Origin of the sequence: Brooklawnia propionicigenes (assembly GCF_030297015.1) — a bacterium.
Lineage (GTDB): Bacteria > Actinomycetota > Actinomycetes > Propionibacteriales > Propionibacteriaceae > Brooklawnia > Brooklawnia propionicigenes.
The window spans coordinates 2,165,904-2,186,078 of the sequence record NZ_AP028056.1 but is presented as its reverse complement, the minus strand read 5'-3'; the positions used below and the strand labels follow the sequence as shown (position 1 = coordinate 2,186,078).

The window sequence follows — 20,175 nt, the reverse complement described above, 5'->3', positions numbered from 1 at the left end:
CGCCCGCGCCGCGCATGACTGCCGTCAGCGCCGACTGGATCGAGGTCATCGAGCGCTGACCGGACGGAAGGCCCGGCAGACCAGCAGCACGACGACAGCGACCACCAACACCGGCCAGCCACCCCAGCCCAGGATGGTGCCGCTGAGCGTGTCGACGGTGAAGTCGGCGTCCGCGAAGATGATCATGAATCCGCCGGCCGCGGCGTTGAGCGCGCCGTGGCCCAGGGCGGCCGGCCAGATGGAGCCGCCGCGCTGCGCCAGCCAGGCCAGGATGGCACCGATCCCCGTGGTGAATACGCACATTGCGACCAGCCCCAGGACCGGATTCGACGGATAGTTGTAGCCGAGCAGGATCAGCGGGGCATGCCACAATCCCCAGATGACCCCGGAGACGAGCACCGCGAGTCCGGGGCCCAGGCGGTCGAGAAGCCTCGGGAACAGATAGCCACGCCAGCCGATCTCCTCCCCCGCCGCCGGCAGGGTGTTGATCACGGCGCCGACGGCCACGGTGGCGAACTGCAGCGCCCACAGCAACCGGATCGGCATGTTGAGACTGTCGGCCGACGTGCCTGCGGCTTGCAGTTGGCTGTCCAGGACCTGACGGAACCCCGACAGACCGACCAGATCGAAGGCATACGTACCGAAGATCGCGCTGGAGACCAGGCCGAGCAGTACGACCGCCCAGATGACGAGCAGCGCAAGCGCCAGGAACCCGATCGTCCGACCGGCTCCCACCCGAGGCTTGATTCCCAGGGTGACCAGCACCGGGCGGTGCTCGATGAACTTGGTCACGATGACCGCCGAGATGGTGGGCGTCAGCATCATCGTGACCGAGCAGACCAGGAACAGCGGGCTGGCAAGCCCATCGCCCAGCCACAGCGGCAGGCTGACCAGCCAGGCCAGCCCGAAGGCGATGAGGCAGTAGATCACGATCGGACGCCAGCCGGTTGACGCGCGGCCGGTCTGAGGGTCCGGCATCGGCACGCTATCATCGCGCGTATCCGCAATCTGCGCGTCGTTGGGCTGCGCATCATCGACCTGTGGACGAGGCTCATCACTCATGATCTGTGCTCCTTCTACCGACGAGGGTGTTGACCGCCGCAGCGGCTGCTTCGGCATCGGACACGGTGATGACAAAGGGGGCGTCGTGTCCTCGATCGAGCCGCAGCGCCGGACCGGCGTCGGTGACGATGCCCTGTTCGCCGGCGAATCCGATCCGTCGTCCCCAACCACCGAACTCGCCCACCGGGTTCACCACGGTGACCGTGGCCCCGGCAATCTCGCTCAAGGGAATGTCGGCCCAGGTGATCAGGCCCAATGCCCGCACCCGCACGCCTCTGGCGTCCACAGTTGCGGTGGCGTACATCGCCAGGCCGAACACGGTGAGCAACGCGGCGAACAACATGAGGAAGATACCCAGTCCCCAGGAGCCCGCGGCGAACGCTCTGACCGCGGGGACGACGGTCACTACGATCCCGAAGCCTAGGAACACCCAGACCATCTTGGAGACTGCGGTGTGCCCGATCCAGGCGACCCGCACCGGGTCGTCCACCAGCAGCCGCGGCGCATCGGCGGCCACGTTCGCGGCGACACCGCCGGGGGTGGGGGTTCGCCGGAAGACCAGCCACAGTGCTGCCCCGACGACCACACCGGCGATCGCCGAGATCAGCATCACCCATCCCGGATCGGAGGACGCCACCTCGTCCGGGGTCATGCCGCGCTGCATCCACGCCGCACCGTTGCCGAGACCGCTGAGGAAAACCGCGAGTCCCACGCTGAGCGGCCCCATGATGCGTCCCTGTTTCATCGCCAGGCCCACCAACATCAGGACCAGCGGCAACACGCCGCCAAGCAGGGCATTCGTGACGAAGATCCGCTCCACCGCGGTGAAGCCATCCGCCTGGCCGTTGGCACCCCAGTGGGTAGCGATCTGATCGGGCAGCTGATCGCGGGCGGTCCACAACGCCACCACCCCGGCGACCGCCACCAGGACGATGACCGCTGCGCTGATGGCGGATACGACCAGCTGGCCACGGTCCTGGCGCACAGAGGTCTTACTCATCGGCTTCCCCCTCAAGAATGATCCGGGCCAGTTCGTCGCGACTGACGCCGAGGCGCTTTGCCTGCGCTACCAGGTCATCGGCCAGCGTCGTGAGCTTCGACATCCCCAGATCGGACGCGATGACAATTGCACCACGACCGCGGCGCAGCTCGATCAGGCCCTCGTCGCGCAGCATCTGATAGGCCCGCAAGACGGTGTGCAGATTGACATCCAAGCTTGCCGCAAGCTCTTTCGCGGCCGGCAAGCGGTCGCCGGACGACAGCGTCCCCTCGCCGACGGCGCGCCTGACCGTCCCAGCGATCTGCTGATAGAGCGGCTGGGGGTCACGCGGATCGACCTGCCACAACATAGTTCTATATTAACTAGAACAATGCTGCGGATCAATCGCTCGACACCGGCCCAGCACCAGCCCAGCACCAGCCGCACCACGAACGGCAGGTCCGTCCATCCCGGGGGCACCTCGACACCGCACGCATCTGGTCGTCCCAAGATTAAGCTGTGCGCGATGGTGCCAGACTGGAGGCCGTGACTTCTGCCGGACTCCAATCTCGAACCAGGGGTCAGTGGGCCCGGCTCGTTCTCGCAATCTACGGGCCGACCCTGCTGGCGTCCATCGGCTTCGGGGCGATCATCCCGTTGATCCCGCTGCAGGCGACCACGCTCGGGGCCAGTCCGGGCGTGGCGGCGTTCGTCACGGCCATTCCGGGCATCGCGATGCTGGCCTTCGACCTGCCGGCAGGCACGATCGCCACTCGCCTGGGTGAGCGGCTGAGCATCGCGCTCGCCTGCCTGGTGGATGCGGCCATCATGGTCGTGGTCTATCTGGCCGGCTCGGTGTCGGTGCTGGCCCTCGCCGTCTTCATTCACGGCACGACGGGGTCGATCTTCGGCCTGGCCAGGCAGACGTATATCACCGATGCGATACCGCTGAAGTACCGGGCGCGTGGCATGTCGAGTCTGGGCGGAGTGCTGCGCATCGGCTATTTCATCGGTCCCCTCGCGGTCTCCGCATTGATCAGTGGCGGCGAGATCCGCAATGCGTTCGTCTTCGCGGCCTGCATGAGCCTGGTGGCTGCCGGGGTCACGATGATGCTGCCCGCGCTGTCGTCCGATCGCGTCGAGAAGATAAGCAAGGATGGTCAGCGGCCGCGCACATTCCAGGTACTGGCGCAGCATCGGCATTCGCTACTGACCGTGGGGGTCGGCTGCTTGGCACTCATGATGCTGCGGACCTCGCGGCAGACGATATCGATCGGCATCCTCGGTGCACTGCTGGGCATCGGCAATGGCATTAGTTCGGGCATCGTGATGACGTTGGGCGCCGACGCCGCCCCCGAGTTCGGCAGGCCCCAGTTCTTGGCCGGCTGGCGAGAGCTGTCCGATTCGGGGCAGATGCTCGGGCCCGTGGTGATTTCTGCAGTGACGGCGCTGGCGGGGCTGGCCCCGGCCGCGATCGTGATCGGGCTCCTGGGCATCGTCGGTGGCGGCTGGATGGCCGGGTGCCGCGAACCGAACCGATCGCCGAGTTCGACACCGAGCTCGAAACCGGCCAGTTGGCCGGCCGGTGACGGGCGCCACCGGGGTTAGCGTTAACATATGTCACGTTCCTGCCGGGAATCAGGCACCTCGGGAGGCCGCCGAGTCGGACCTCCACGCAGCACTCCGACAGAAAGACCGTCCTCATGAGCACAGGCTGGACCGATCGACCACCCTCGATGATGGACGTCGCGGCAGCAGCCGGCGTGTCCCATCAGACCGTCTCCCGCGTCCTCAACGGGAGCGACAAGGTGTCCTCCAAGACACGTGACCGCGTCCACAAGGCGATCAAAGACCTTGGATATCGCCGCAACTCGGTGGCCCGCGCCCTGGTCACGCGCAGATCGGGCATCATCGGCATCATCACCACGACCTCGGTCCATCACGGACCCACGTCGATCCTGCTGGCCATCGAACTGGCCGCCCGCGAGGCCGGCTATTTCACTGGTGTCGCACCGCTCGAGGTGACCACACCCGAATCCCTGCGCAGCGCGGTCGACCATTTCCTGGGGCAGGCCGTCGAGGCCGTGGTCATCGTGGCTCCCCTGGTCGAGATGGCCGAGGAGATCGATCTGGTCGACATCCCCGTCCCCGTCGTTGCGGTGCGCTCCCCCACGGCTGCCCAAGCCGCCGGCGTGCTCTCGGTGAGCGTTAACCAGGAGAGTGGAGCCCGGCAAGCCGTCCATCACCTGCTCGAGCTGGGGCACACCGACATCGCGCATGTGCCCGGCCCGCCCGACTGGTCGGAGGCCAGAGCCCGCGAATCCGAGTGGCGTGCCGTAATGGCCGAGGCGGGTCTGCCCACTCGCGAACTGCTGGGCCGCGGCTGGAATTCGGAAGTCGGCTACGAGGTCGGGCTGCGGCTCGCGCGTGAGGGAGCCCCCACGGCGGTCTTCGCCGGCAACGACGAACTTGCGCTCGGCCTGATCCGCGCCTTCCACGAGGCGGGACTGTCGGTTCCCGAGGACGTCTCGATCGTGGGTTTCGACGACATCCCGACCGCCAAGTTCTACATTCCCCGCCTCACCACCGTGCGCCAGGACTTCCCCCAACTGGGTCGCCTGGTCGTATCCACCCTGGTCAAGGCGATCGAAGGCGAGCCTTCGGTCAAGCCGATCTCTCTCCCGGCGCGTCTCATCGTCCGCGAGTCGACCGCGGCACCCCGCAACTGATATCGAATCGCCCCCGACGACAACAACGCGGGTTTCTTCTTCAATGGCGCCATGGACACCCTCAAGCCCTTCATCGATGACGGCACGTTGGTTGTGAAGTCCGGGCAGACCGCGTTCGACACCGTCGCCACGCTGCGCTGGTCGCAGGAAGCCGCGCAGAAGCGCATGGAGGACCTCATCACGTCCACCTATGGTGGCGGCTCCGAGCCCCTCGCCGGCGTGCTGTCGCCGTTCGACGGGATCTCCCGCGGCATCATCACCGCTCTGCAGGGCGCCGGCTATGGCCCGACGCTGGCTGACGGCCTGCCGGTCGTGACCGGTCAGGACGCCGAGATCGCCTCGGTCAAGCTCATCGCCGATGGCATCCAGCACTCCACGATCTTCAAGGACACCCGTACCCTGGCCGCCCAGGCTGTCACCGTCGTGTCGACGATCGCTGCCGGTGGAACGCCAGTGGCCAACGACACCACCACCTACGACAACGGTGTGAAGGTCGTTCCCTCGTACCTGCTTGAGGTGGAGACCATCTTCGCAGACAACATCCAAGAGAAGATCATCGACTCGGGTTACTACACCGAGGACGAGGTCAGGGCCGGCGTCGCCAGCTAACCTCGCGCTTTCCCGAAGCCCTACTACAACGTTGCGAACGGCTTCCTCAACGGCTTGCTGGGCGGTGACGGCTTCGATCTGTTCACGCTGGTGATCTTCGCGATCGGCATCATCGGATTCGCCTACTCCCAGTGGCGCACCCGCCAGGCGCGCATCCACTACAACCAGACCGTCGAGGCCATGTGGCTGTTCGTGCTGAAGATCGTGCTGATCGCGGCCATCGTGATGTGGTTCGGTAACCAGTTGGCGCACTCTCGCGGTCTGCCGATCGTGCTGATCCTGCTGGCTGTCCTCGTCCTGATCTACGGTGTGCTGGCTGACCGCACCACCTTCGGACGCGACGTCTACGCCATCGGCGGCAACAAGACCGCCGCCGCCCTGTCCGGTATCAACGTCAAGATGGTGTCGTTCTGGGTCTACGTCAACATGGGCTTCCTGGCCGCGGTCGCCGGCGTCGTCTACTCCGCCCGCATGAACGGTGCGCAGCCGGGGGCCGGCAACATGTTCGAACTGGACGCCATCGCCGCCTGCTTCATCGGTGGTGCGTCGACCACCGGCGGCATCGGCAAGATCTCCGGTGCTCTCATCGGTGGTCTGATCATGGCCGTGCTGTCCAACGGTATGCAGCTGATGGGTGCGTCCACCTCGACCCAGCAGATCGTCAAGGGCCTGGTGCTGCTGGTGGCCGTCGCGTTCGATGTCTACAACAAGCGGCGCACCGGCGGTCAGTGATCGGCGACGCTGCACGCTCGGGGGCGCCGCCAATGGCGACGGCGCCCCCCTTCTATGTCCCGGCTCGCTGCTTCGGATGCTGAACCCGGTCGGGTAACAATGGGGCATGGCTGCTGATCCCCGCTACCGCTCACTTCTCGACTACGACACGCTGGTCATGCAACAGGTGACGGCCTTCATGGCCAACGACTTCCAGATCTTCGACCTCACCGGCGCACCGATCGGCCTGATCAACACCACCGGGGCGGCCTCCGACCGTTTCTTCCTGGGCAGCCGCGAGCTCGACGTCACCGAACTCGACGGCACCCCGCTGGTACACATCAGCGATCCGATCGATTTCGGACGCGACACCTTCAAGCTCACGCTGCCGAGCAGCGAACCCCTGGCCACCTTGACCAAGCAGCTGAGCCTGTTCAAGACCGTGGTCGACATCCAGGTGCTGAACGGGCCACCGCTGCGCCTGGAAGGCAACGTCTTCGACTTCGACTTCGAGATCCGCACGCCCACCACCGTCGCCGCCCGCGCCTCGAGGCAGTGGGCGGGCCTCGGCGCCAGTTTCCTCGGGCACTCCCGCTACGTGGTGGGCATCGACCCGCAGGCCCCGCGCCAGGTACGCCTGACCATCATCGGCAGCCTGGTCGCACTCGACCTGATCCGCGCGAAGGCCGAGAAAGGCAGCTGACCGAGGCCCCGCTCCGGCCAGGTCGTGTTCGAGCTGGTGGTTACAGATCCGCGTACTCGTCGCAGACCTTCACCAACTCGGAGGCGATCAGCGGTTCGAACGCGGAGTGACCGGCCAGCACCATTCGCAGGTCCGCGCTCGGCAGAGCCTGTTTCAGGTCGTAGGCCGACGTCGCCGGGCAGCACATGTCGTAGCGTCCCTGGACGATGGTGGTGGGAATTGCGGCAAGCCGGCCGGCATTACGAATCAGCTGACCCTCGGCCATGAAGCCGTGGTTGACGAAGTAGTGGTTCTCGATCCTGGCGAACGCCAGGGCGTTGTGCGGGTCGGCGAACTCCGAGACGTGCGTATCATCGAGGACCAGTGACGTGGTCGCGGCCTCCCAGGTCGACCAGGCGACCGCCGCCGGCCCATGGATCGCCGGATCCGGATCCCACAGCAGATCGAAATAGGCCGAGATGTTGTCGCGGGAACCGTCGTGGCCGGCCGCCCGCAACGGCTCGCAGTAGCGCTGCCACAGCTCGGGGAAGACCGCTGCGGCACCACCGTTGTAGTACCAGTCGAGTTCGGACTGGCGCAGCGTGAAGATGCCCCGCAATACCAGCTCGCTGACCGTCTCCGGGTGGGTCTGAGCGTAGGCCAGCGCCAGACACGAGCCCCACGAGCCGCCGAACACCTGCCACTTCTCGATCCCCAGCACTGCGCGGACCTTCTCCAGATCGGCGACCAGATTCCAGGTGGTGTTGGACGCCATCTCCTCGGGCGTGCGCGCCTGCGCGACATGCGGCGTCGAGGCCCCGCAGCCGCGTTGGTCGAGCACCACGATGCGGTAGCGCTCGGGATCGAAGAACCGACGCCGCTCGGTGCCACCGCCACCGCCCGGGCCGCCGTGCAGGAAGATCGCCGGCTTACCGGACGGGTTGCCGCACTGCTCGACATAGATGCGCTGGCCATCTCCGACATCGATCGTCGTGGTGTCGTAGGGATCGATCGGCGGGTACAGCTCGCGTTCGGGCACGATCCGGAGTTCCTGCGTCGCAACAGTCATGACACGATCCTAGGATCGACGGATCTGGTGTGTGGCCGGCGCTGCTCGCGCCGCGGCCCGCAGTATCTGTGCGGCTGCGGTGAGCGTCGCCTCAATCCGCCAACCGATCGTCGAGCCAGTCGAACATCCGCTGAGCGGTCAGCGTCCGGGCGAGCGGCTGGCAGTGCCCATCGGCGCCCTCGGCCGCGGTGAACTCGACCAGCGTCGACACAGCGCTGGTCAGCTCGGCGAGCTGCTCGGGCTGACCGGGCCAGAATTGCTCGCGCTCGGGAGACAGGATCAGCAGCGGCGTCGTGATCGACGAGGCCAGATCGGCCACCGTGTACTTCCGGACGGCCTCGATTGTCTCCGCGTAGCCGGTCGTCCCATAGGGCCGGGCACGGAACTTCCAGGTCCGGGCCGTGTCCGGGGAGAACTTCATCCCGAAGGCCATCTCCTTGTCGAACTTGGCGCCCTGGCCATCATCCAGGGTCTTCAACAGGCCCTTGGGAAGCTGATGCATCCACGACGTGGAGACGTCGACGATGCCGGGATCGGTGATCGCCGCCGCGAAACGATGCTCGAAGGCCAGCGCACGGGCAACCCAGTAGCTGCCCTGACTGATCCCGTACAGCGCAACCCGCTCGGCGTCCACCCCGTCGAGACCGACGATGAAGTCGTAGACCGGGGAGATGACATGCTCCCAGTCCGGCCGGAACGGCACATTGCGCTCGAACAATTCGGACTGCTGGCCCGGCCCATCGAAGATCAGCACGTTGTAGCCGCGCCGCAGCGCCGGAGCCACACAGGCGACCCACATGCTGGACCGCGAACCATCACTGCCGTTCACCCCGACCACCGTCGCGCGCTTGGCCGAGGAGTCGTCCGCCCGGAAGAACCAGCCGGGCAGCGTGGACTGCTCGTAGGGGATGGCGACCTCCGTGACCTCGGCCGGGGTGTGCGCGACGAACCCGCTCCACGCCTGCTGCTGTTTGGCGAACGTCGATGCCAGCTGACCGGAGTCGGCGAGCGCACTTTGCGCGTTGACTGCCACGGCGTAGTACGCGGACGCCCGCAGATATGCAGCGGACGCACTGACCGCATGCCCGGCTGTGGCGGCCTTCTGGGCGGTGGCCAGCGTTCGCTCGGCGAGCCGGTACCAGGCCGCGTACCAAGCCTCGTGATCCCACTTGCCGACTCCGGAGACCGCGGCGAGGATCTCGCCGGGCTCGGCTGCCCCCTCGACGCTGAAGCCCAGGGTGGTGCGGATTTCGTAGTCGTAATCCGAATTGGCGGAGAACCGGGTAATCGAGTGCTGGCTCATCTTTGTGCCTGCCTGTCTGGCCACGGGTAGTTGCCCGGGAGCATATCGCAGCGCGATACCACCCGACGGCCGTCGAGCGGCGATCGCGGTCGGGCGGTGCGGCCTCGATCTGGGGCTCCTCGATCCGGGGGTCCTCGATCTGGGGGCCGCCAATCTTGACCGATTCGCTCCGGCGCACCGACGCCGACCAGCACACTGGAAAGGCGGGCCCGGACCGAACCACGCAAGCGAGGAGCCGAGGATGGTCACAACCAATCAACATGTGAAGCGCACTGCCGGTGAATCGGAGGCCGTCGAACTGAATCCGGTCTTCGTCCGCGCGGGAGAGGCCACGTCGCTGCCGAAGTTCCGGCTGCCCGAGGCGGAGAGTCTGCCCGAGACCGCATACCAGATCGTCCACGACGAGGCGATGCTCGACGGCAACGCGCGGCAGAACCTGGCGACCTTCGTCGGCACCTGGATGGACGATCAGGCCCAGCGGCTCTACCTCGAGACCGCCGACAAGAACATCATCGACAAGGACGAATACCCGCAGACCGCGGCCATCGAGACCCGCTGCTGGACGATGCTCGCTCATCTGTGGCATGCGCCCGACCCCGATCACACCATCGGCACCTCGACCATCGGCTCCTCGGAGGCCTGCATGCTCGGTGGGCTGGCGCTGAAACGCCGTTGGCAGAACGCCCGCCGGGCCGCGGGCGAACCGACCGACAAGCCGAACCTGGTGATGTCCAGCGCGGTTCAGGTGTGCTGGGAGAAGTTCTGCAACTACTGGGACGTCGAGCCTCGCTTCGTACCGATCAGCGAAGACCACAAAGTGCTCGATGGTCACGACCTGGAGTCGTACGTCGACCAGAACACCATCGGTGTGGTGGCGATCATGGGTGTCACCTATACCGGCATGTACGAGCCGGTCGCCCAAATTGCGGCTGCTCTCGACAAGATCCAGGCCGACACCGGGCTCGACATCAAGATCCATGTGGACGGCGCGTCCGGCGCCATGATCGCGCCGTTCGTCCAACCAAAGCTGACCTGGGATTTCGCGTTGGACAGGGTCGTGTCGATCAACACCTCCGGGCACAAGTACGGGCTGGTCTATCCGGGCATCGGCTGGGTGGTCTGGCGCGACCGCGCTGCGTTGCCCGAGGACCTGATCTTCCACGTCAGCTACCTCGGCGGCGACATGCCGACCTTTGCGCTGAACTTTTCGCGTCCGGGCGCCCAGGTGCTGCTGCAGTACTACCTGTTCCTTCGGCTGGGCCATGAGGGCTATCGACGGGTGCAGGAGGCGGCGCGCGATGTGGCCATCTATCTGTCCGGCGAGATCGCGGCGATGCCGGCCCTCGAGCTGTGGAACGACGGCTCCGACATTCCCGTCTTCGCCTGGCGGTTGCGCGCCGGGCACACCACCAACTGGACGCTGTACGACCTGTCCGACCGGCTCCGGATGAGCGGCTGGCTGGTGCCCGCCTATCCGATGCCCGACGACCTGAGCAACCTCACGGTGCAGCGAATCGTCGTCCGCAATGGGTTCAGCCGTGATCTGGCGGACGCGTTCCTCGCCGATCTCAAGGCCGCGGTCGCCTACCTCGATGCCCTGGACGGCCCGATCCCTGCCACCCGGCAGCATCCGGGCTTCCACCACTAAGTCCTGTTCCGAAAGCGGGGCCGCGTGGAGGTGTCTGCCGGTCTGCCGGTGTCGTCATCGTCGCCCGATGAGTGCGCGGCCCTGATCGGTCGGCGTGCACCCCCCGGCTCGGCAGTTCGCTCGCCGTTCGTACAGTCCGCTCGCCGTCGGTACAGTTCGCTCGCCGTCCGTACAGTCCGCTCGCCGTCGGTACCAAACGCTCGCCGTAGAGCAGTTCGCTTCCGTTGCAATGCGAGCGAACTCACTTACGGCGAGCGTTCAGGGGTTGGCGGACGAACTCGCGCACCGCGCGCGCCACCGTCCATCTCGCAATCGTCGGCGAATGACTCAAGCGACGTTCGTCACACTCTCGGCGCTGGTGCGGGGCCAACCATCCGGGTGTTGCAGGGACCGTTGACGGCACATCTGCGCGGTTGAGGCGAACCCCACCGCCGCGACAACTCGACCGTGCCTGCACGTGACCGGACTCGCATGACGTACCGTCGGGCCATGGTTGATCCTGCAGCTTGGAGCACGGAACTGGAAAGCTTGGAGCCGGCGGCCTGGCCGGGATATCTGGGCCAGCACTCGGGCCTGCCCGGCCCGCGGGCGAACCTTCCGCTGGCTGCCGCAGCGGCGATTGCCGCTGACGAGTCGGTGATCGACGAACTGCTGCGTGACGGCGGCGAATACCAGACGATGTGCGCGGCCGCCGCCCTGGGTCGCCGCAGCTCCGAGCCCGCGGTCGAAGCACGAGCACGCGCCCTGGCCACGGACGAACGCTGGCGGGTGCGTGAAGGCGTCGCGATCGGGTTGCAGCTGCTGGGCGATGTCAACCCTGCGGTTGTGCCGCCGATCGTGCTGCGCTGGGCGGACGACCCGGACCCGCTGGTCCAACGTGCCGCTGCTGCCGCGATCTGTGAGCCGCGACTGCTGCGCACGCCCGAGGCGGCGGCAGTTGCGATCGAGGTCTGCCGACGGGCAACGGATCACCTAATCGCGTTTGAGACACAGCGCCGCAAGCAGGACGACGCGCGGACGCTGCGCCAAGCGCTTGCCTACTGCTGGAGCGTGGCGATCGCCGCCGATCCGGCGCCGGGTCTTGCCGTCTTCGGCGCCCTCGACACCTCCGATCCTGATGTCGCCTGGATCGTGAACCAGAACCGGCGCAAGAAGCGGCTGTCACGGTTGCTGTGAGCCCCGGAGACCGAGGAGACAGCCACCAGCTTCCCGCCGGAGACCACCAGTTTCCTCGTGCGGAATCCGCGAGGAACTTCTTCTTGCTCTCGCCCATGCTGTCCCAGCTGCCGGAATCGATGATGCCCGGCGAGATGGCGTTGACGCGGATCGGTACGAGCTCGCGAGCCAGTTGCTGGACCGCGAACGCCACTGCCCCGTTGGTGATGCCCGTCGTGCCACTGCTACGGCGATTCCGGGCGCACGATTCCAATCATTTCCGCCTTCATCGTGTGGGCTTACCGGCGCGTTCGGCCCAGGCGCGGGCGGTCTCGGCGAGCAGCGGGTGCCACGGGCTCGGGGCTATCCCGAACACGTCGCTGGTCTCCGATCCGTCGGCGATGAACGGCGCATCGAACTGGTACAAGACTCCGCTCACTTCGCGCAGCAACGGGATGGTGATGGCGCCGGTTCGGAGCAGCCAGCCAGGCACCTGCCGCACGCGGGGTTCAACGGCCCCGATCTGCTCGGCCAACCCTCGCAGTACCTCGCGGACCGTCGCAGGTGGGTTCGACGGCGCGATCCACGCCGAGCCCCAGGCCCGCTCGTCGCGCCCGAGCACCGCAAGCGTCGCCGCAACATCATCGATCGCCGTCCAGGTGTGAGGCTGGTCGGGATCGGCGAACACCGTCGCGGTCCTGCCCTGAAGCGTCGCGTCGGCGTAGCGGGCCAACAGGCCGCTGCTGACCGGCAGCGTCGGGCCGATGTAGTCGGACGAACGCAGCTCAGTAACACGCACCCGCCCCGACTCGTGCGCTGCCAGGGCCTGTTGCCACATGCGCGCCCGCAGCGCACCCTTGTGATCGCAGGGCCGCAACGGCGTCCGCCGAGTCATCGGCGCATCGACCCGACCGTATCCGTAGAGATTGCTCGCCGTCGCCAACACGGCACCGCTGCGTTCGGCCGCGCTCAAGATCGATGCCGCCAGCGGCGGCCACAGCTTCTCCCACTGCGTGTACGAGCCGGGATTCGCGCAGTTGTACAGCACCGATGCCCCGGTCACACGGCTGGTGAGCGCGGCGATGTCGGATGCGTCCACCGCGATCGACTCCACCTCGGGCACCTTCAAGTCGCGACCCGAACGGGTGAGCACACGCACGTGGTGTCCCTCACCGGCCAGGCGCGTGGCCAGGGCGACACCCACTGGCCCCGCGCCCACGATCACGTGGAGATCGGCGGTTGCAGTCATGTCTCGATTGTCTCAGACAGCCGTGTCGGCTAGGTGAGGTCGCGTCTGGTGAGGATCAGTGTCGACGCGCACCCGATTGCGACTGCGGCGACAGTCCCTGCGATGAGGCAGCCGAACGCCGTCATTACGGTGGAGCCGAGTGTCGCCACGCTAGCTGCCGGGTACAGAAGCATCCCGATGAGGAAGGTGAAGACGATCGTGAGCCACAGCTTCTCCCTGAAGAAGACGCTGACGGCTAAGAACAGCGAGCAGAAGGCCCCCATCAGGAACATCTTCGCGAGGATGCAGAAGATCAATCCGGCCACGTCAGCCTCGAAGGACGTTCCGGCGAGGATTCCTGCAACGATTGTCCCCAGGAGATACGTGAGGATCATCCCCACGCCACCGAAGATCCCGATCGTGGTCTTCGAGATGACATAGTCCACCTTTCGGGAATGGACGGTGAAGATGCTCTTGACGAAGCCCGACATGTAGTCGTGCGAGATGAAGATCGCCATCAGCAGCCCGGCGAAAATGAACACCATGTTGATGTTCGCATAGCCGCCGAAATCCAGCGGATTCGCGCCCGCTGTCGAACCACCTGCCGATTCGATGAGCTGCCAAGCATTCGTGTAGACAACGGCCTGATTCGTGCCCGCGACGCCGGATGCGTCCGAACCCGATGTCGCGACGAGCAGCGCCGGGATCAGCGCGGAGATGAGGAGCATGATGTAGAACGCCGGCGTGTGAAACAGCCGGTAGAAGTCGAGCCGCAGCAGGGAGGCGACCCGAGGCCCGACCGCGGTCCGGCTGGCTCCTGGTGAGGCGATGGTCACGGACGAACTAGACATGGCTGGCTTCCTCCCCTTGCCGCGACATGACGCGGACGTAGTACTCCTCGAGTCCGACCCGATTGAACGAGATCTCCCCGACGGCGATACCGTTCTCGAATAGGAATCCTGCGACGTTCGCGCTTTCTGTTTCGTCGTAGATCCTCAGACCGTCGTCCTTGTCCTCGATCTCTCGGTATTTCGTCGACAGGACGAGCCGCGCCCGCGGATTGTCGTTGGTCTTGACGAACACGAAGTCACGGCACTCATCGGACATCGCACTCTCGGGCATCTCACGAATGAGCTTGCCGTCCTTCAAGATCCCGTAGTGGGTGGCGATCTTCGACAACTCACCCAGGATGTGCGAACTGATGAAGATCGTGACGCCCTCCTGGCTGTTGAGGTTCACGAGCGTTTCACGAACGATCCGCATGCCATCGGCATCAAGACCGTTGATCGGCTCATCAAGTACCAGCAGCCGCGGACGGCCGAGCAGCGCCTGCGCCACCCCGAGCCGCTGTTTCATCCCGAGGGAGCACTCCTTGAACTTGCGTGCGCTCGCGCCGGTCATGCTGACGACCTTCAAGACGCGCACGACTTCGTCCTTCGGGTTCTCGATGCCGAGGTTGAGAGCCTGCATCATCAGGTTCTGCCACACCGTGCTGTTGGGGAAACAGCCAGGGCTCTCGATCAGCACACCCATGCGAGAACGAATCTCAGAGTCGGTGTAGTGTTTGCCGCACAAGCGGATGTCGCCGGCGTTCGGCACCAGCAGGCCGCAGATCAGCTTCTGTGTGGTGGACTTGCCGGACCCGTTCTCGCCGATGAATCCGTAGATCGAGCCTTCCGGCACGTGCAGATCGAGGTCGTCAACGGCGCTGATGCCGCGGAAGGACTTGGAGAGCTTCTCCGTTTCAATCGCGTACATCAGCCTCGCCGCCTGCCATTGTGGTTCTCCCTGGCTCGGAGTATGAAGGCTGCGTCTGCACCGGCCGCGACGGCCCTGGCCTGGGGTGCGACGAGCCGCTGGTCAGTCAGTGGAGGTGCGGTGCTCATGATGGTCCTCTCGGGTTGTTTCCATCCAACGCCGTCAATCCTGCCCACCAACACCGCCTCGAGAATCGTCTCGGCGGAGTCGCTGGTGTACTGCGGTTGGAGTAGGCCCGGGCGCACCGGCTCTCAAGCAATTGGATCGGCGCGAGGCCGCTCGGACAGTGACGAACACGGACATGAAGGCCTCGATGGATACACTCGAAGTGCTGGCCTTGGTAACCCACAAGCACCCGGAGCACCAGTCAAAGAGGACTTCGCTGATGCCGATCCGAGATCGTGTTATTCGACAACTCGTCGCGACCGCGGTGCTCGGAAGTCTGGCACTGATGGGTTGTGGGCAAGGCATTACTGCAGCCGACGATCGCGAGGTCATCGGCTTCTACGAACAGCCGGACGATGCCCTCGACGGCCCGCCGGGCTCGATCGTACGCAGTGAGCAGTTGCGGCAGCACCCGTTCGACGCCCAGGCGTGGCGCATCATGTACCGGACGACGGACGTGCACCAGACACCGGTCGTCGCGACGGGCATCGTGGTAACTCCGCGCGGCCATGCGCCCGATGGCGGACGCACCGTGCTCGCGTGGGGGCACTGGCAAGGCGGGCAGGCGGTCCTCTTCGCTGCCGAGCGCGCGGCCGAATATGCTCCCGAACTGGGCATCGAAGCTGTTGCCGCAGCAGCCCCGGCCGCCGATCTGACCGCGCTGTTGGACAGCCACCTCAACGACATCTCCGGGACGACCATCGGTTCGTACGCCTTCCAGGCGTACTCCCAGGTATACGCCGACCGCGGCGCACAACTCGACACGGTGCTGACCCCGCAAGCCACACAGATCCTGCCCCAGATGAACGAGCTATGCCTGCTGAGCCAGATGTCCGAGCTCCACCGCATCGCTGATCCGGTGGTCGGATCGTTCTTCTCGCACGATCCGGCGGAGGTGGAGCCCTGGGCCACCTTGCTGCGAGAAAACTCCGCGGGTGCATCCGCGTTCTCGGCACCGCTGTTCGTAGCACAAGGTCTTGATGACCAGCTGGTCCTGCCTGCCGACACCGAGAAGTTCATCGACCATGAGAAGCAGCTGGGAGTAGCAGTCCATTACCACCCGGTCGAGCATGCCGATCACGGCACAATCGCATACCTCGCGCTGCCGGCACTCAACAGCTGGCTGGCTTCACTCAACCTATAAGCATCGGAACAGTCTGCACCCGGATGCTGGGGCCAATCCACCACGGCGATTCGGGACTGTAGAAGCAATCGGAGCGTCACCTCGTAGGCATCTTCGACCCGCGGTAGCCCCAGACACGAGGACTCCCGGGGCAGTAGGAGAGTGATCCGACACCAAATCCATCTACCCCGGGAGTCTTCACCTGCTTACGACCTACACACCCGCTTTCGAAACACGACCTAGCTGTGACTCATCGGCTTCAGGGTCCGCTCAATCGTCCCTATCCCTGCTCATCACCGTGTTGACCTGATTGTTTGCCTCTGTCAGCGACGACGGCTCGGTGACAAAAGACATCACTGACGACATCGCCGGGTTCATGATTGCCTCGACTTGTGCCCATCTATCCACCACCGGCGAGGTAACCCCAGTGCCGTCGCTGATGTGCACGGTGAAGGCATCAGCGTCATATCCCAGATCCTCGAATGCCTGAGCCGCTATCGTGCTCGAACTGGAGATCGCCGGGAACACGACCGCCTTCGATGCGATGACATCTTGGCAGGCTGAGGTACCCATATACGAAACCCACGCCCAAGCCTCGTCCGGGTGTTCGGTGCCGCCCCAAATCGAATCAGCCAGGCCATTCTGCACCGACGCCCGTACACCATCGGGACCGATCGGGGTCGGGAACACGTTGAACAGCCCGATCTCGGTCGTCGTCGCGACACCTGCGAGATTCCAGGAGCCCTCAACCAGCGAAGCATAGGCTCCGGATTTCAACGATTCCAGCGAACCCACACCGGATGAGGCGATCGCCAAGCTCGGCATGTAGCCCTTCTCGATCAGCGATCGCCACCAGATGATGGACTCCTGGAAGGCAGGATCGTTGTAGTTGAACACGCGCCCCCACGGGTTTTTGTCAGTCCAGCGCCATTCGCCGTTTGACAAAGCGTAAGGCGCCCATTGGACCTGTCCGTAACCCGAGCCCGCCTCGTTATAGCCAAGCCCGTAGACCGCGATCTGGCTCTTGTCGAAGCCCGGTTCGTCACCGCGCACGCCGTTCTTGTCGACAGTCATATGCGCCAGGAACTTCTCATAGGTCCCGCCATCGGCGGGATTCCACTCAAGATTCCACACATCATCGACTGTGAAACCCGCCTCGGCGAGCATCTGCGTGTTGTAGAACAACGCAACCGTATCCCAATCCTTTGGCAGCCCGTAGCGAGCATCGCCGCTTTCCGAGGTCCATTGGCCTGCGAGCCCGTCCTCGAACTGAGTCAGGTCGTACTTGTCGGCTTCGACGTAAGGCGTCATGTCCAACAACTGACCCAACGAGACGTAGCTGCCAAACCGCGACGTGTGATTGACGAAAACATCCGGTGCGTTTTCAGCGACCATCGATGCTGTCAACTGCATCCAATAGTCATCCCACCCATATTGCTCGAACTGAATGTGAATGTCAGGATTCTGAGCCTCAAAATCGGACGCGCACTGTCGGTACCCTGGCAGCTGCGCCGAGTCCCACATCCAGTACCGCAATGTCGTACCGTCAGAGTCAGTGCCACCGCCACAGGCGCTGAGGCCAACCGTCGCCAAAGCAACGGACAGCGCGACAATACCTCCACGAATCGTTCTTGATTTCATCACGGACCTCACTTGATTCCGGTAAAGCCGATGGAATTCACGATCTTCTTGCCGAGGACGGTGAACAGCACCATGATCGGCAAGGCCGCGACCAGTGTTGCGGCCATCATGGCCGACCAGTCGGGTGAGCCCTGCGGGGTCTGCGAACGGAAGATGCCCAGTGCGACGGTAAGTACTCGCACGTTGTCCGCCTGGCCGACCAGCAGCGGCCAGAAGTACTCGTTCCATGCCGTGATGAAGGTCAGCACCGACAGCGTGGTGATGGGTGCCGAAGACATCGGAACGATAACCTTGAAGAACACTCGGAAGGGTCCTGCCCCGTCGATCCGTGCCGCCTCGTCGATCTCTTTCGGAATCCCGAGGAAGAACTGCCGGAGGAAGAAGATCGCGAACGGCGTCATGAAGAAGGTGGGCAGAATCAGTCCGGGAAAGGAGTTCAGCAGCCCAAGATCCTTCATCAGCACGAAGTTCGGAATCGCGGTGAAGATTCCGGGCACCATCAACGCAGACAAGAAGACCGTGAAGGTCACATCACGCCAGCGCCAGGTCAATCGTGAGAAGGCGTACGCGGCCATCGCTGAGAAGAACACCTGCCCGACAGTGATGGCAGTGGCGACGATGACCGAGTTGCGCAGGTAGAGCCAGAAGTTGATCGATGCTCCCGCACCGCCCTGCGCGATGGACTCCTCCGGTGTCGTGAGTCCGAAGACTCGCCGGTAGCCGTCCAGGGTGAGCTCCGATGGCCACAGGGCACCCGGCTCGGAGAAAAGTGCCCATTTGATGTCAGCCTCGTGCTTTCATGACGGTGGGTGGACTGTAGTGGCCTGGGATGGCGAAAGTGCCCCTGACTTGGGATGATGTGACTTGTCTAGAGAAACATCGACCAACAAGAAGGAGCACCTTCGAGGTGAAGAGTACCGGCTCGTATCCCAGGGTTCATGTCGATACCGCGAAGGTGACCGCGGTCGGGCAGGCTGGCGGGATCCTGCTGACCGAAACCATCCGCGCGGCCGGCCTGGACCGGGCCCTGTCGGAGGCGCTGTCCCGGTGGCGGAAACCGTTGGCGGTCCACGACCCAGGCAAGATCATCTGCGATCTGGCGATGTCGCTGGTGCTCGGCGGTGAAGCGTTGAGCGACCTCGCCACCCTGCGCGCTGAACCAGGCGTCTACGGCCCGGTGGCGTCGGACCCGACCGTGTCGCGGCTCATCGCGGCCCTGGCCGAGGACGCGGACAAGGCCATCAAGGCGATCGCCGGAGCCAGGCAGCAGGCCCGCGCCAGGGTCTGGGCCCTGGCCGGTGAGCATGCCCCCGACCACGAGTCGACTGCCGAGGATCCGGTGGTGATCGATCTCGACGCGTCGCTGATCACCGCCCACTCGGAGAAGCAGCAGGCGGCTGCGACGTTCAAGCGAGGCTTCGGGTTCCACCCGTTGCTGGCGTTCGCCGACCACGGACCTGAGGGCACCGGCGAAGCCCTGGAGGTCCACCTACGCCCCGGGAACGCCGGTTCGAACACCGCCGCCGATCACATCACCGTCACCAAACAAGCTCTCGCGCAGCTCCCCGACCGGAACCCGCGGCCCGGACGCCGCGTGCTGATCCGCGCGGACGGGGCCGGCGGCACGAAGGAGTTCACCAAGTGGCTGACCGGGCGCAGGGTGGCGTACTCGGTCGGGTTCACCCTCCCCATGGACACCCCCGACCTCTACCACCTGGTCCCTGAGTGGGTTTGGGTGCCGGCCCTCAACAGCGATGGCGAGGCTCGCGAGGGGGCCGATCTTGCTGACTTCACCGGACTGCTGGATCTCGACGGTTGGCCTGCCGGGATGCGGGTGATCGTCCGCCGCGAACGGCCCCACCCCGGCGCTCAGCTGCGGTTCGACGACGTCGACGGCTACCGACTCACCGCCTTCGCCACCAACACCACCCTCGGCACCCTCCAGCAGCTGGAGCTCAGGCATCGTCGACGCGCCCGCTGCGAAGACCGGATCCGGATCGCGAAAGACACAGGCCTGGCCAACCTCCCGTTGCACGGGTTCGACCAGAATCGGATCTGGTGCCAGATCGTCGCCCTGGCCTCCGAGTTGCAGGCCTGGAGCGCGATGCTGGCCCTGGCCGGTCATGAAGCCCGCCGCTGGGAACCGAAACGGCTCCGCTACCGGCTCTACACCATCCCCGCGACCCTCGCCAGAAGAGCCCGCCGCACCGTCGTCCACTTCAGCGACCGATCCCGCTGGGCCGAGCTGATCATCGACAGCATCAGCCGACTCCGAAACCTCCCGGCACCCGCCACCTGACCCTCCGTCCTCCA

At 65.1% G+C, this 20,175-nt stretch carries 19 protein-coding genes; 9 read left to right on the top strand and 10 right to left on the bottom strand.

What is annotated here, in order from left to right; genetic code table 11:
• Window positions 1-45: 45 nt before the first annotated feature.
• From QUE25_RS09945 to QUE25_RS09935, 3 genes are read right to left on the bottom strand one after another with little or no spacing between them, the layout of a single operon-like run.
• Window positions 46-1,062 (bottom strand): CPBP family intramembrane glutamic endopeptidase, encoded by a 1,017-nt coding sequence (locus tag QUE25_RS09945; protein WP_286264561.1) that lies wholly within the window; start codon window positions 1,060-1,062, stop codon window positions 46-48.
• On the bottom strand, window positions 1,055-2,062 hold the full coding sequence (locus QUE25_RS09940) for a DUF1648 domain-containing protein (RefSeq protein WP_286264559.1): 1,008 nt from the start codon (window positions 2,060-2,062) through the stop codon (window positions 1,055-1,057). Before QUE25_RS09940 ends, QUE25_RS09945 begins: the two co-directional genes overlap by 8 nt.
• Window positions 2,055-2,411, bottom strand: a complete 357-nt coding sequence (locus QUE25_RS09935; RefSeq protein ID WP_286264557.1) for a GntR family transcriptional regulator — start codon at window positions 2,409-2,411, stop codon at window positions 2,055-2,057. The genes QUE25_RS09940 and QUE25_RS09935 overlap by 8 nt, the downstream gene beginning before the upstream one ends.
• Before the next feature lie 176 nt (window positions 2,412-2,587).
• Between QUE25_RS09935 and QUE25_RS09930 the strand changes: the two genes are divergently transcribed.
• From QUE25_RS09930 to QUE25_RS09910, 5 genes are all read left to right on the top strand, one after another.
• Window positions 2,588-3,649 carry an MFS transporter gene (locus QUE25_RS09930; RefSeq protein ID WP_286264555.1) on the top strand — a complete coding sequence of 354 codons (1,062 nt, stop codon included), beginning with the start codon at window positions 2,588-2,590 and terminating at the stop codon, window positions 3,647-3,649.
• Between the two features lie 95 nt (window positions 3,650-3,744).
• On the top strand, window positions 3,745-4,770 hold the full coding sequence (locus tag QUE25_RS09925) for a LacI family DNA-binding transcriptional regulator (protein ID WP_286264553.1): 1,026 nt from the start codon (window positions 3,745-3,747) through the stop codon (window positions 4,768-4,770).
• A gap of 6 nt (window positions 4,771-4,776) precedes the next feature.
• Window positions 4,777-5,379: a substrate-binding domain-containing protein gene (locus QUE25_RS09920; RefSeq protein WP_286268540.1), complete on the top strand. Its 603-nt coding sequence runs from the start codon at window positions 4,777-4,779 to the stop codon at window positions 5,377-5,379.
• Between the two features lie 54 nt (window positions 5,380-5,433).
• The gene (locus QUE25_RS09915) at window positions 5,434-6,111 is read left to right on the top strand and encodes an ABC transporter permease subunit (RefSeq protein WP_286264535.1); all 678 of its coding nucleotides are present in this window, start codon (window positions 5,434-5,436) and stop codon (window positions 6,109-6,111) included.
• Window positions 6,112-6,217: 106 nt separating this feature from the next.
• A complete protein-coding gene (locus QUE25_RS09910) occupies window positions 6,218-6,793 on the top strand; it encodes an LURP-one-related/scramblase family protein (RefSeq protein ID WP_286264533.1) in 576 nt (191 codons plus the stop codon).
• A gap of 40 nt (window positions 6,794-6,833) precedes the next feature.
• On the opposite strand, the gene pip is transcribed toward QUE25_RS09910, so the two are convergent.
• Complete coding sequence (gene pip / locus QUE25_RS09905; RefSeq protein WP_286264530.1) at window positions 6,834-7,841, bottom strand: prolyl aminopeptidase; 1,008 nt, start codon at window positions 7,839-7,841, stop codon at window positions 6,834-6,836.
• A 91-nt stretch (window positions 7,842-7,932) separates the two neighbouring features.
• Window positions 7,933-9,144, bottom strand: coding sequence for an alpha/beta hydrolase family protein (locus QUE25_RS09900; RefSeq protein WP_286264528.1), 1,212 nt, complete (start codon window positions 9,142-9,144; stop codon window positions 7,933-7,935).
• 241 nt (window positions 9,145-9,385) lie between these two features.
• Here QUE25_RS09900 and gad point away from each other — a divergent pair, with 241 nt between their 5' ends.
• Together gad and QUE25_RS09890 are read left to right on the top strand one after the other, a co-directional pair.
• Entirely contained in the window at window positions 9,386-10,792 is a 1,407-nt protein-coding gene (gad, locus tag QUE25_RS09895; RefSeq protein WP_286264527.1) for a glutamate decarboxylase, read from the top strand.
• 489 nt (window positions 10,793-11,281) lie between these two features.
• The gene (locus QUE25_RS09890; protein WP_286264525.1) at window positions 11,282-11,968 is read left to right on the top strand and encodes a HEAT repeat domain-containing protein; all 687 of its coding nucleotides are present in this window, start codon (window positions 11,282-11,284) and stop codon (window positions 11,966-11,968) included.
• 265 nt (window positions 11,969-12,233) lie between these two features.
• Here QUE25_RS09890 and QUE25_RS09885 read toward each other — a convergent pair whose 3' ends face one another.
• From QUE25_RS09885 to QUE25_RS09875, 3 genes are read right to left on the bottom strand one after another with little or no spacing between them, the layout of a single operon-like run.
• Window positions 12,234-13,196, bottom strand: a complete 963-nt coding sequence (locus QUE25_RS09885) for an NAD-dependent epimerase/dehydratase family protein (protein WP_286264523.1) — start codon at window positions 13,194-13,196, stop codon at window positions 12,234-12,236.
• Between the two features lie 29 nt (window positions 13,197-13,225).
• Window positions 13,226-14,026, bottom strand: a complete 801-nt coding sequence (locus QUE25_RS09880; RefSeq protein ID WP_286264521.1) for an ABC transporter permease — start codon at window positions 14,024-14,026, stop codon at window positions 13,226-13,228.
• Window positions 14,019-14,933, bottom strand: a complete 915-nt coding sequence (locus QUE25_RS09875; RefSeq protein WP_286264520.1) for an ATP-binding cassette domain-containing protein — start codon at window positions 14,931-14,933, stop codon at window positions 14,019-14,021. Before QUE25_RS09875 ends, QUE25_RS09880 begins: the two co-directional genes overlap by 8 nt.
• A 385-nt stretch (window positions 14,934-15,318) precedes the next feature.
• Here QUE25_RS09875 and QUE25_RS09870 point away from each other — a divergent pair, with 385 nt between their 5' ends.
• Window positions 15,319-16,242 (top strand): lipase family protein, encoded by a 924-nt coding sequence (locus tag QUE25_RS09870; RefSeq protein WP_286264518.1) that lies wholly within the window; start codon window positions 15,319-15,321, stop codon window positions 16,240-16,242.
• A gap of 249 nt (window positions 16,243-16,491) precedes the next feature.
• Here the strand turns inward: QUE25_RS09870 and QUE25_RS09865 are convergent, their stop codons facing one another.
• Both QUE25_RS09865 and QUE25_RS09860 read right to left on the bottom strand, forming a co-directional pair.
• Window positions 16,492-17,862: an ABC transporter substrate-binding protein gene (locus QUE25_RS09865; RefSeq protein ID WP_286264516.1), complete on the bottom strand. Its 1,371-nt coding sequence runs from the start codon at window positions 17,860-17,862 to the stop codon at window positions 16,492-16,494.
• 8 nt (window positions 17,863-17,870) lie between these two features.
• On the bottom strand, window positions 17,871-18,452 hold the full coding sequence (locus tag QUE25_RS09860; RefSeq protein WP_286264514.1) for a carbohydrate ABC transporter permease: 582 nt from the start codon (window positions 18,450-18,452) through the stop codon (window positions 17,871-17,873).
• Window positions 18,453-18,769: 317 nt separating this feature from the next.
• Between QUE25_RS09860 and QUE25_RS09855 the strand changes: the two genes are divergently transcribed.
• A complete protein-coding gene (locus QUE25_RS09855; RefSeq protein WP_286264511.1) occupies window positions 18,770-20,161 on the top strand; it encodes an IS1380 family transposase in 1,392 nt (463 codons plus the stop codon).
• The last annotated feature ends 14 nt before the right edge of the window (window positions 20,162-20,175 follow it).

What these genes read in the sequence shown, in the direction of transcription:
- QUE25_RS09945 (WP_286264561.1), bottom strand. Translation starts at nt 1,062, where the DNA reads ATGAGTGATGAGCCTCGTCCACAGGTCGATGATGCGCAGCCCAACGAC.
- QUE25_RS09940 (WP_286264559.1), bottom strand. Translation starts at nt 2,062, where the DNA reads ATGAGTAAGACCTCTGTGCGCCAGGACCGTGGCCAGCTGGTCGTATCC.
- QUE25_RS09935 (WP_286264557.1), bottom strand. Translation starts at nt 2,411, where the DNA reads ATGTTGTGGCAGGTCGATCCGCGTGACCCCCAGCCGCTCTATCAGCAG.
- QUE25_RS09925 (WP_286264553.1), top strand. Translation starts at nt 3,745, where the DNA reads ATGAGCACAGGCTGGACCGATCGACCACCCTCGATGATGGACGTCGCG.
- QUE25_RS09910 (WP_286264533.1), top strand. Translation starts at nt 6,218, where the DNA reads ATGGCTGCTGATCCCCGCTACCGCTCACTTCTCGACTACGACACGCTG.
- pip (WP_286264530.1), bottom strand. Translation starts at nt 7,841, where the DNA reads ATGACTGTTGCGACGCAGGAACTCCGGATCGTGCCCGAACGCGAGCTG.
- QUE25_RS09900 (WP_286264528.1), bottom strand. Translation starts at nt 9,144, where the DNA reads ATGAGCCAGCACTCGATTACCCGGTTCTCCGCCAATTCGGATTACGAC.
- gad (WP_286264527.1), top strand. Translation starts at nt 9,386, where the DNA reads ATGGTCACAACCAATCAACATGTGAAGCGCACTGCCGGTGAATCGGAG.
- QUE25_RS09890 (WP_286264525.1), top strand. Translation starts at nt 11,282, where the DNA reads ATGGTTGATCCTGCAGCTTGGAGCACGGAACTGGAAAGCTTGGAGCCG.
- QUE25_RS09885 (WP_286264523.1), bottom strand. Translation starts at nt 13,196, where the DNA reads ATGACTGCAACCGCCGATCTCCACGTGATCGTGGGCGCGGGGCCAGTG.
- QUE25_RS09880 (WP_286264521.1), bottom strand. Translation starts at nt 14,026, where the DNA reads ATGTCTAGTTCGTCCGTGACCATCGCCTCACCAGGAGCCAGCCGGACC.
- QUE25_RS09875 (WP_286264520.1), bottom strand. Translation starts at nt 14,933, where the DNA reads ATGTACGCGATTGAAACGGAGAAGCTCTCCAAGTCCTTCCGCGGCATC.
- QUE25_RS09870 (WP_286264518.1), top strand. Translation starts at nt 15,319, where the DNA reads ATGCCGATCCGAGATCGTGTTATTCGACAACTCGTCGCGACCGCGGTG.
- QUE25_RS09865 (WP_286264516.1), bottom strand. Translation starts at nt 17,862, where the DNA reads ATGAAATCAAGAACGATTCGTGGAGGTATTGTCGCGCTGTCCGTTGCT.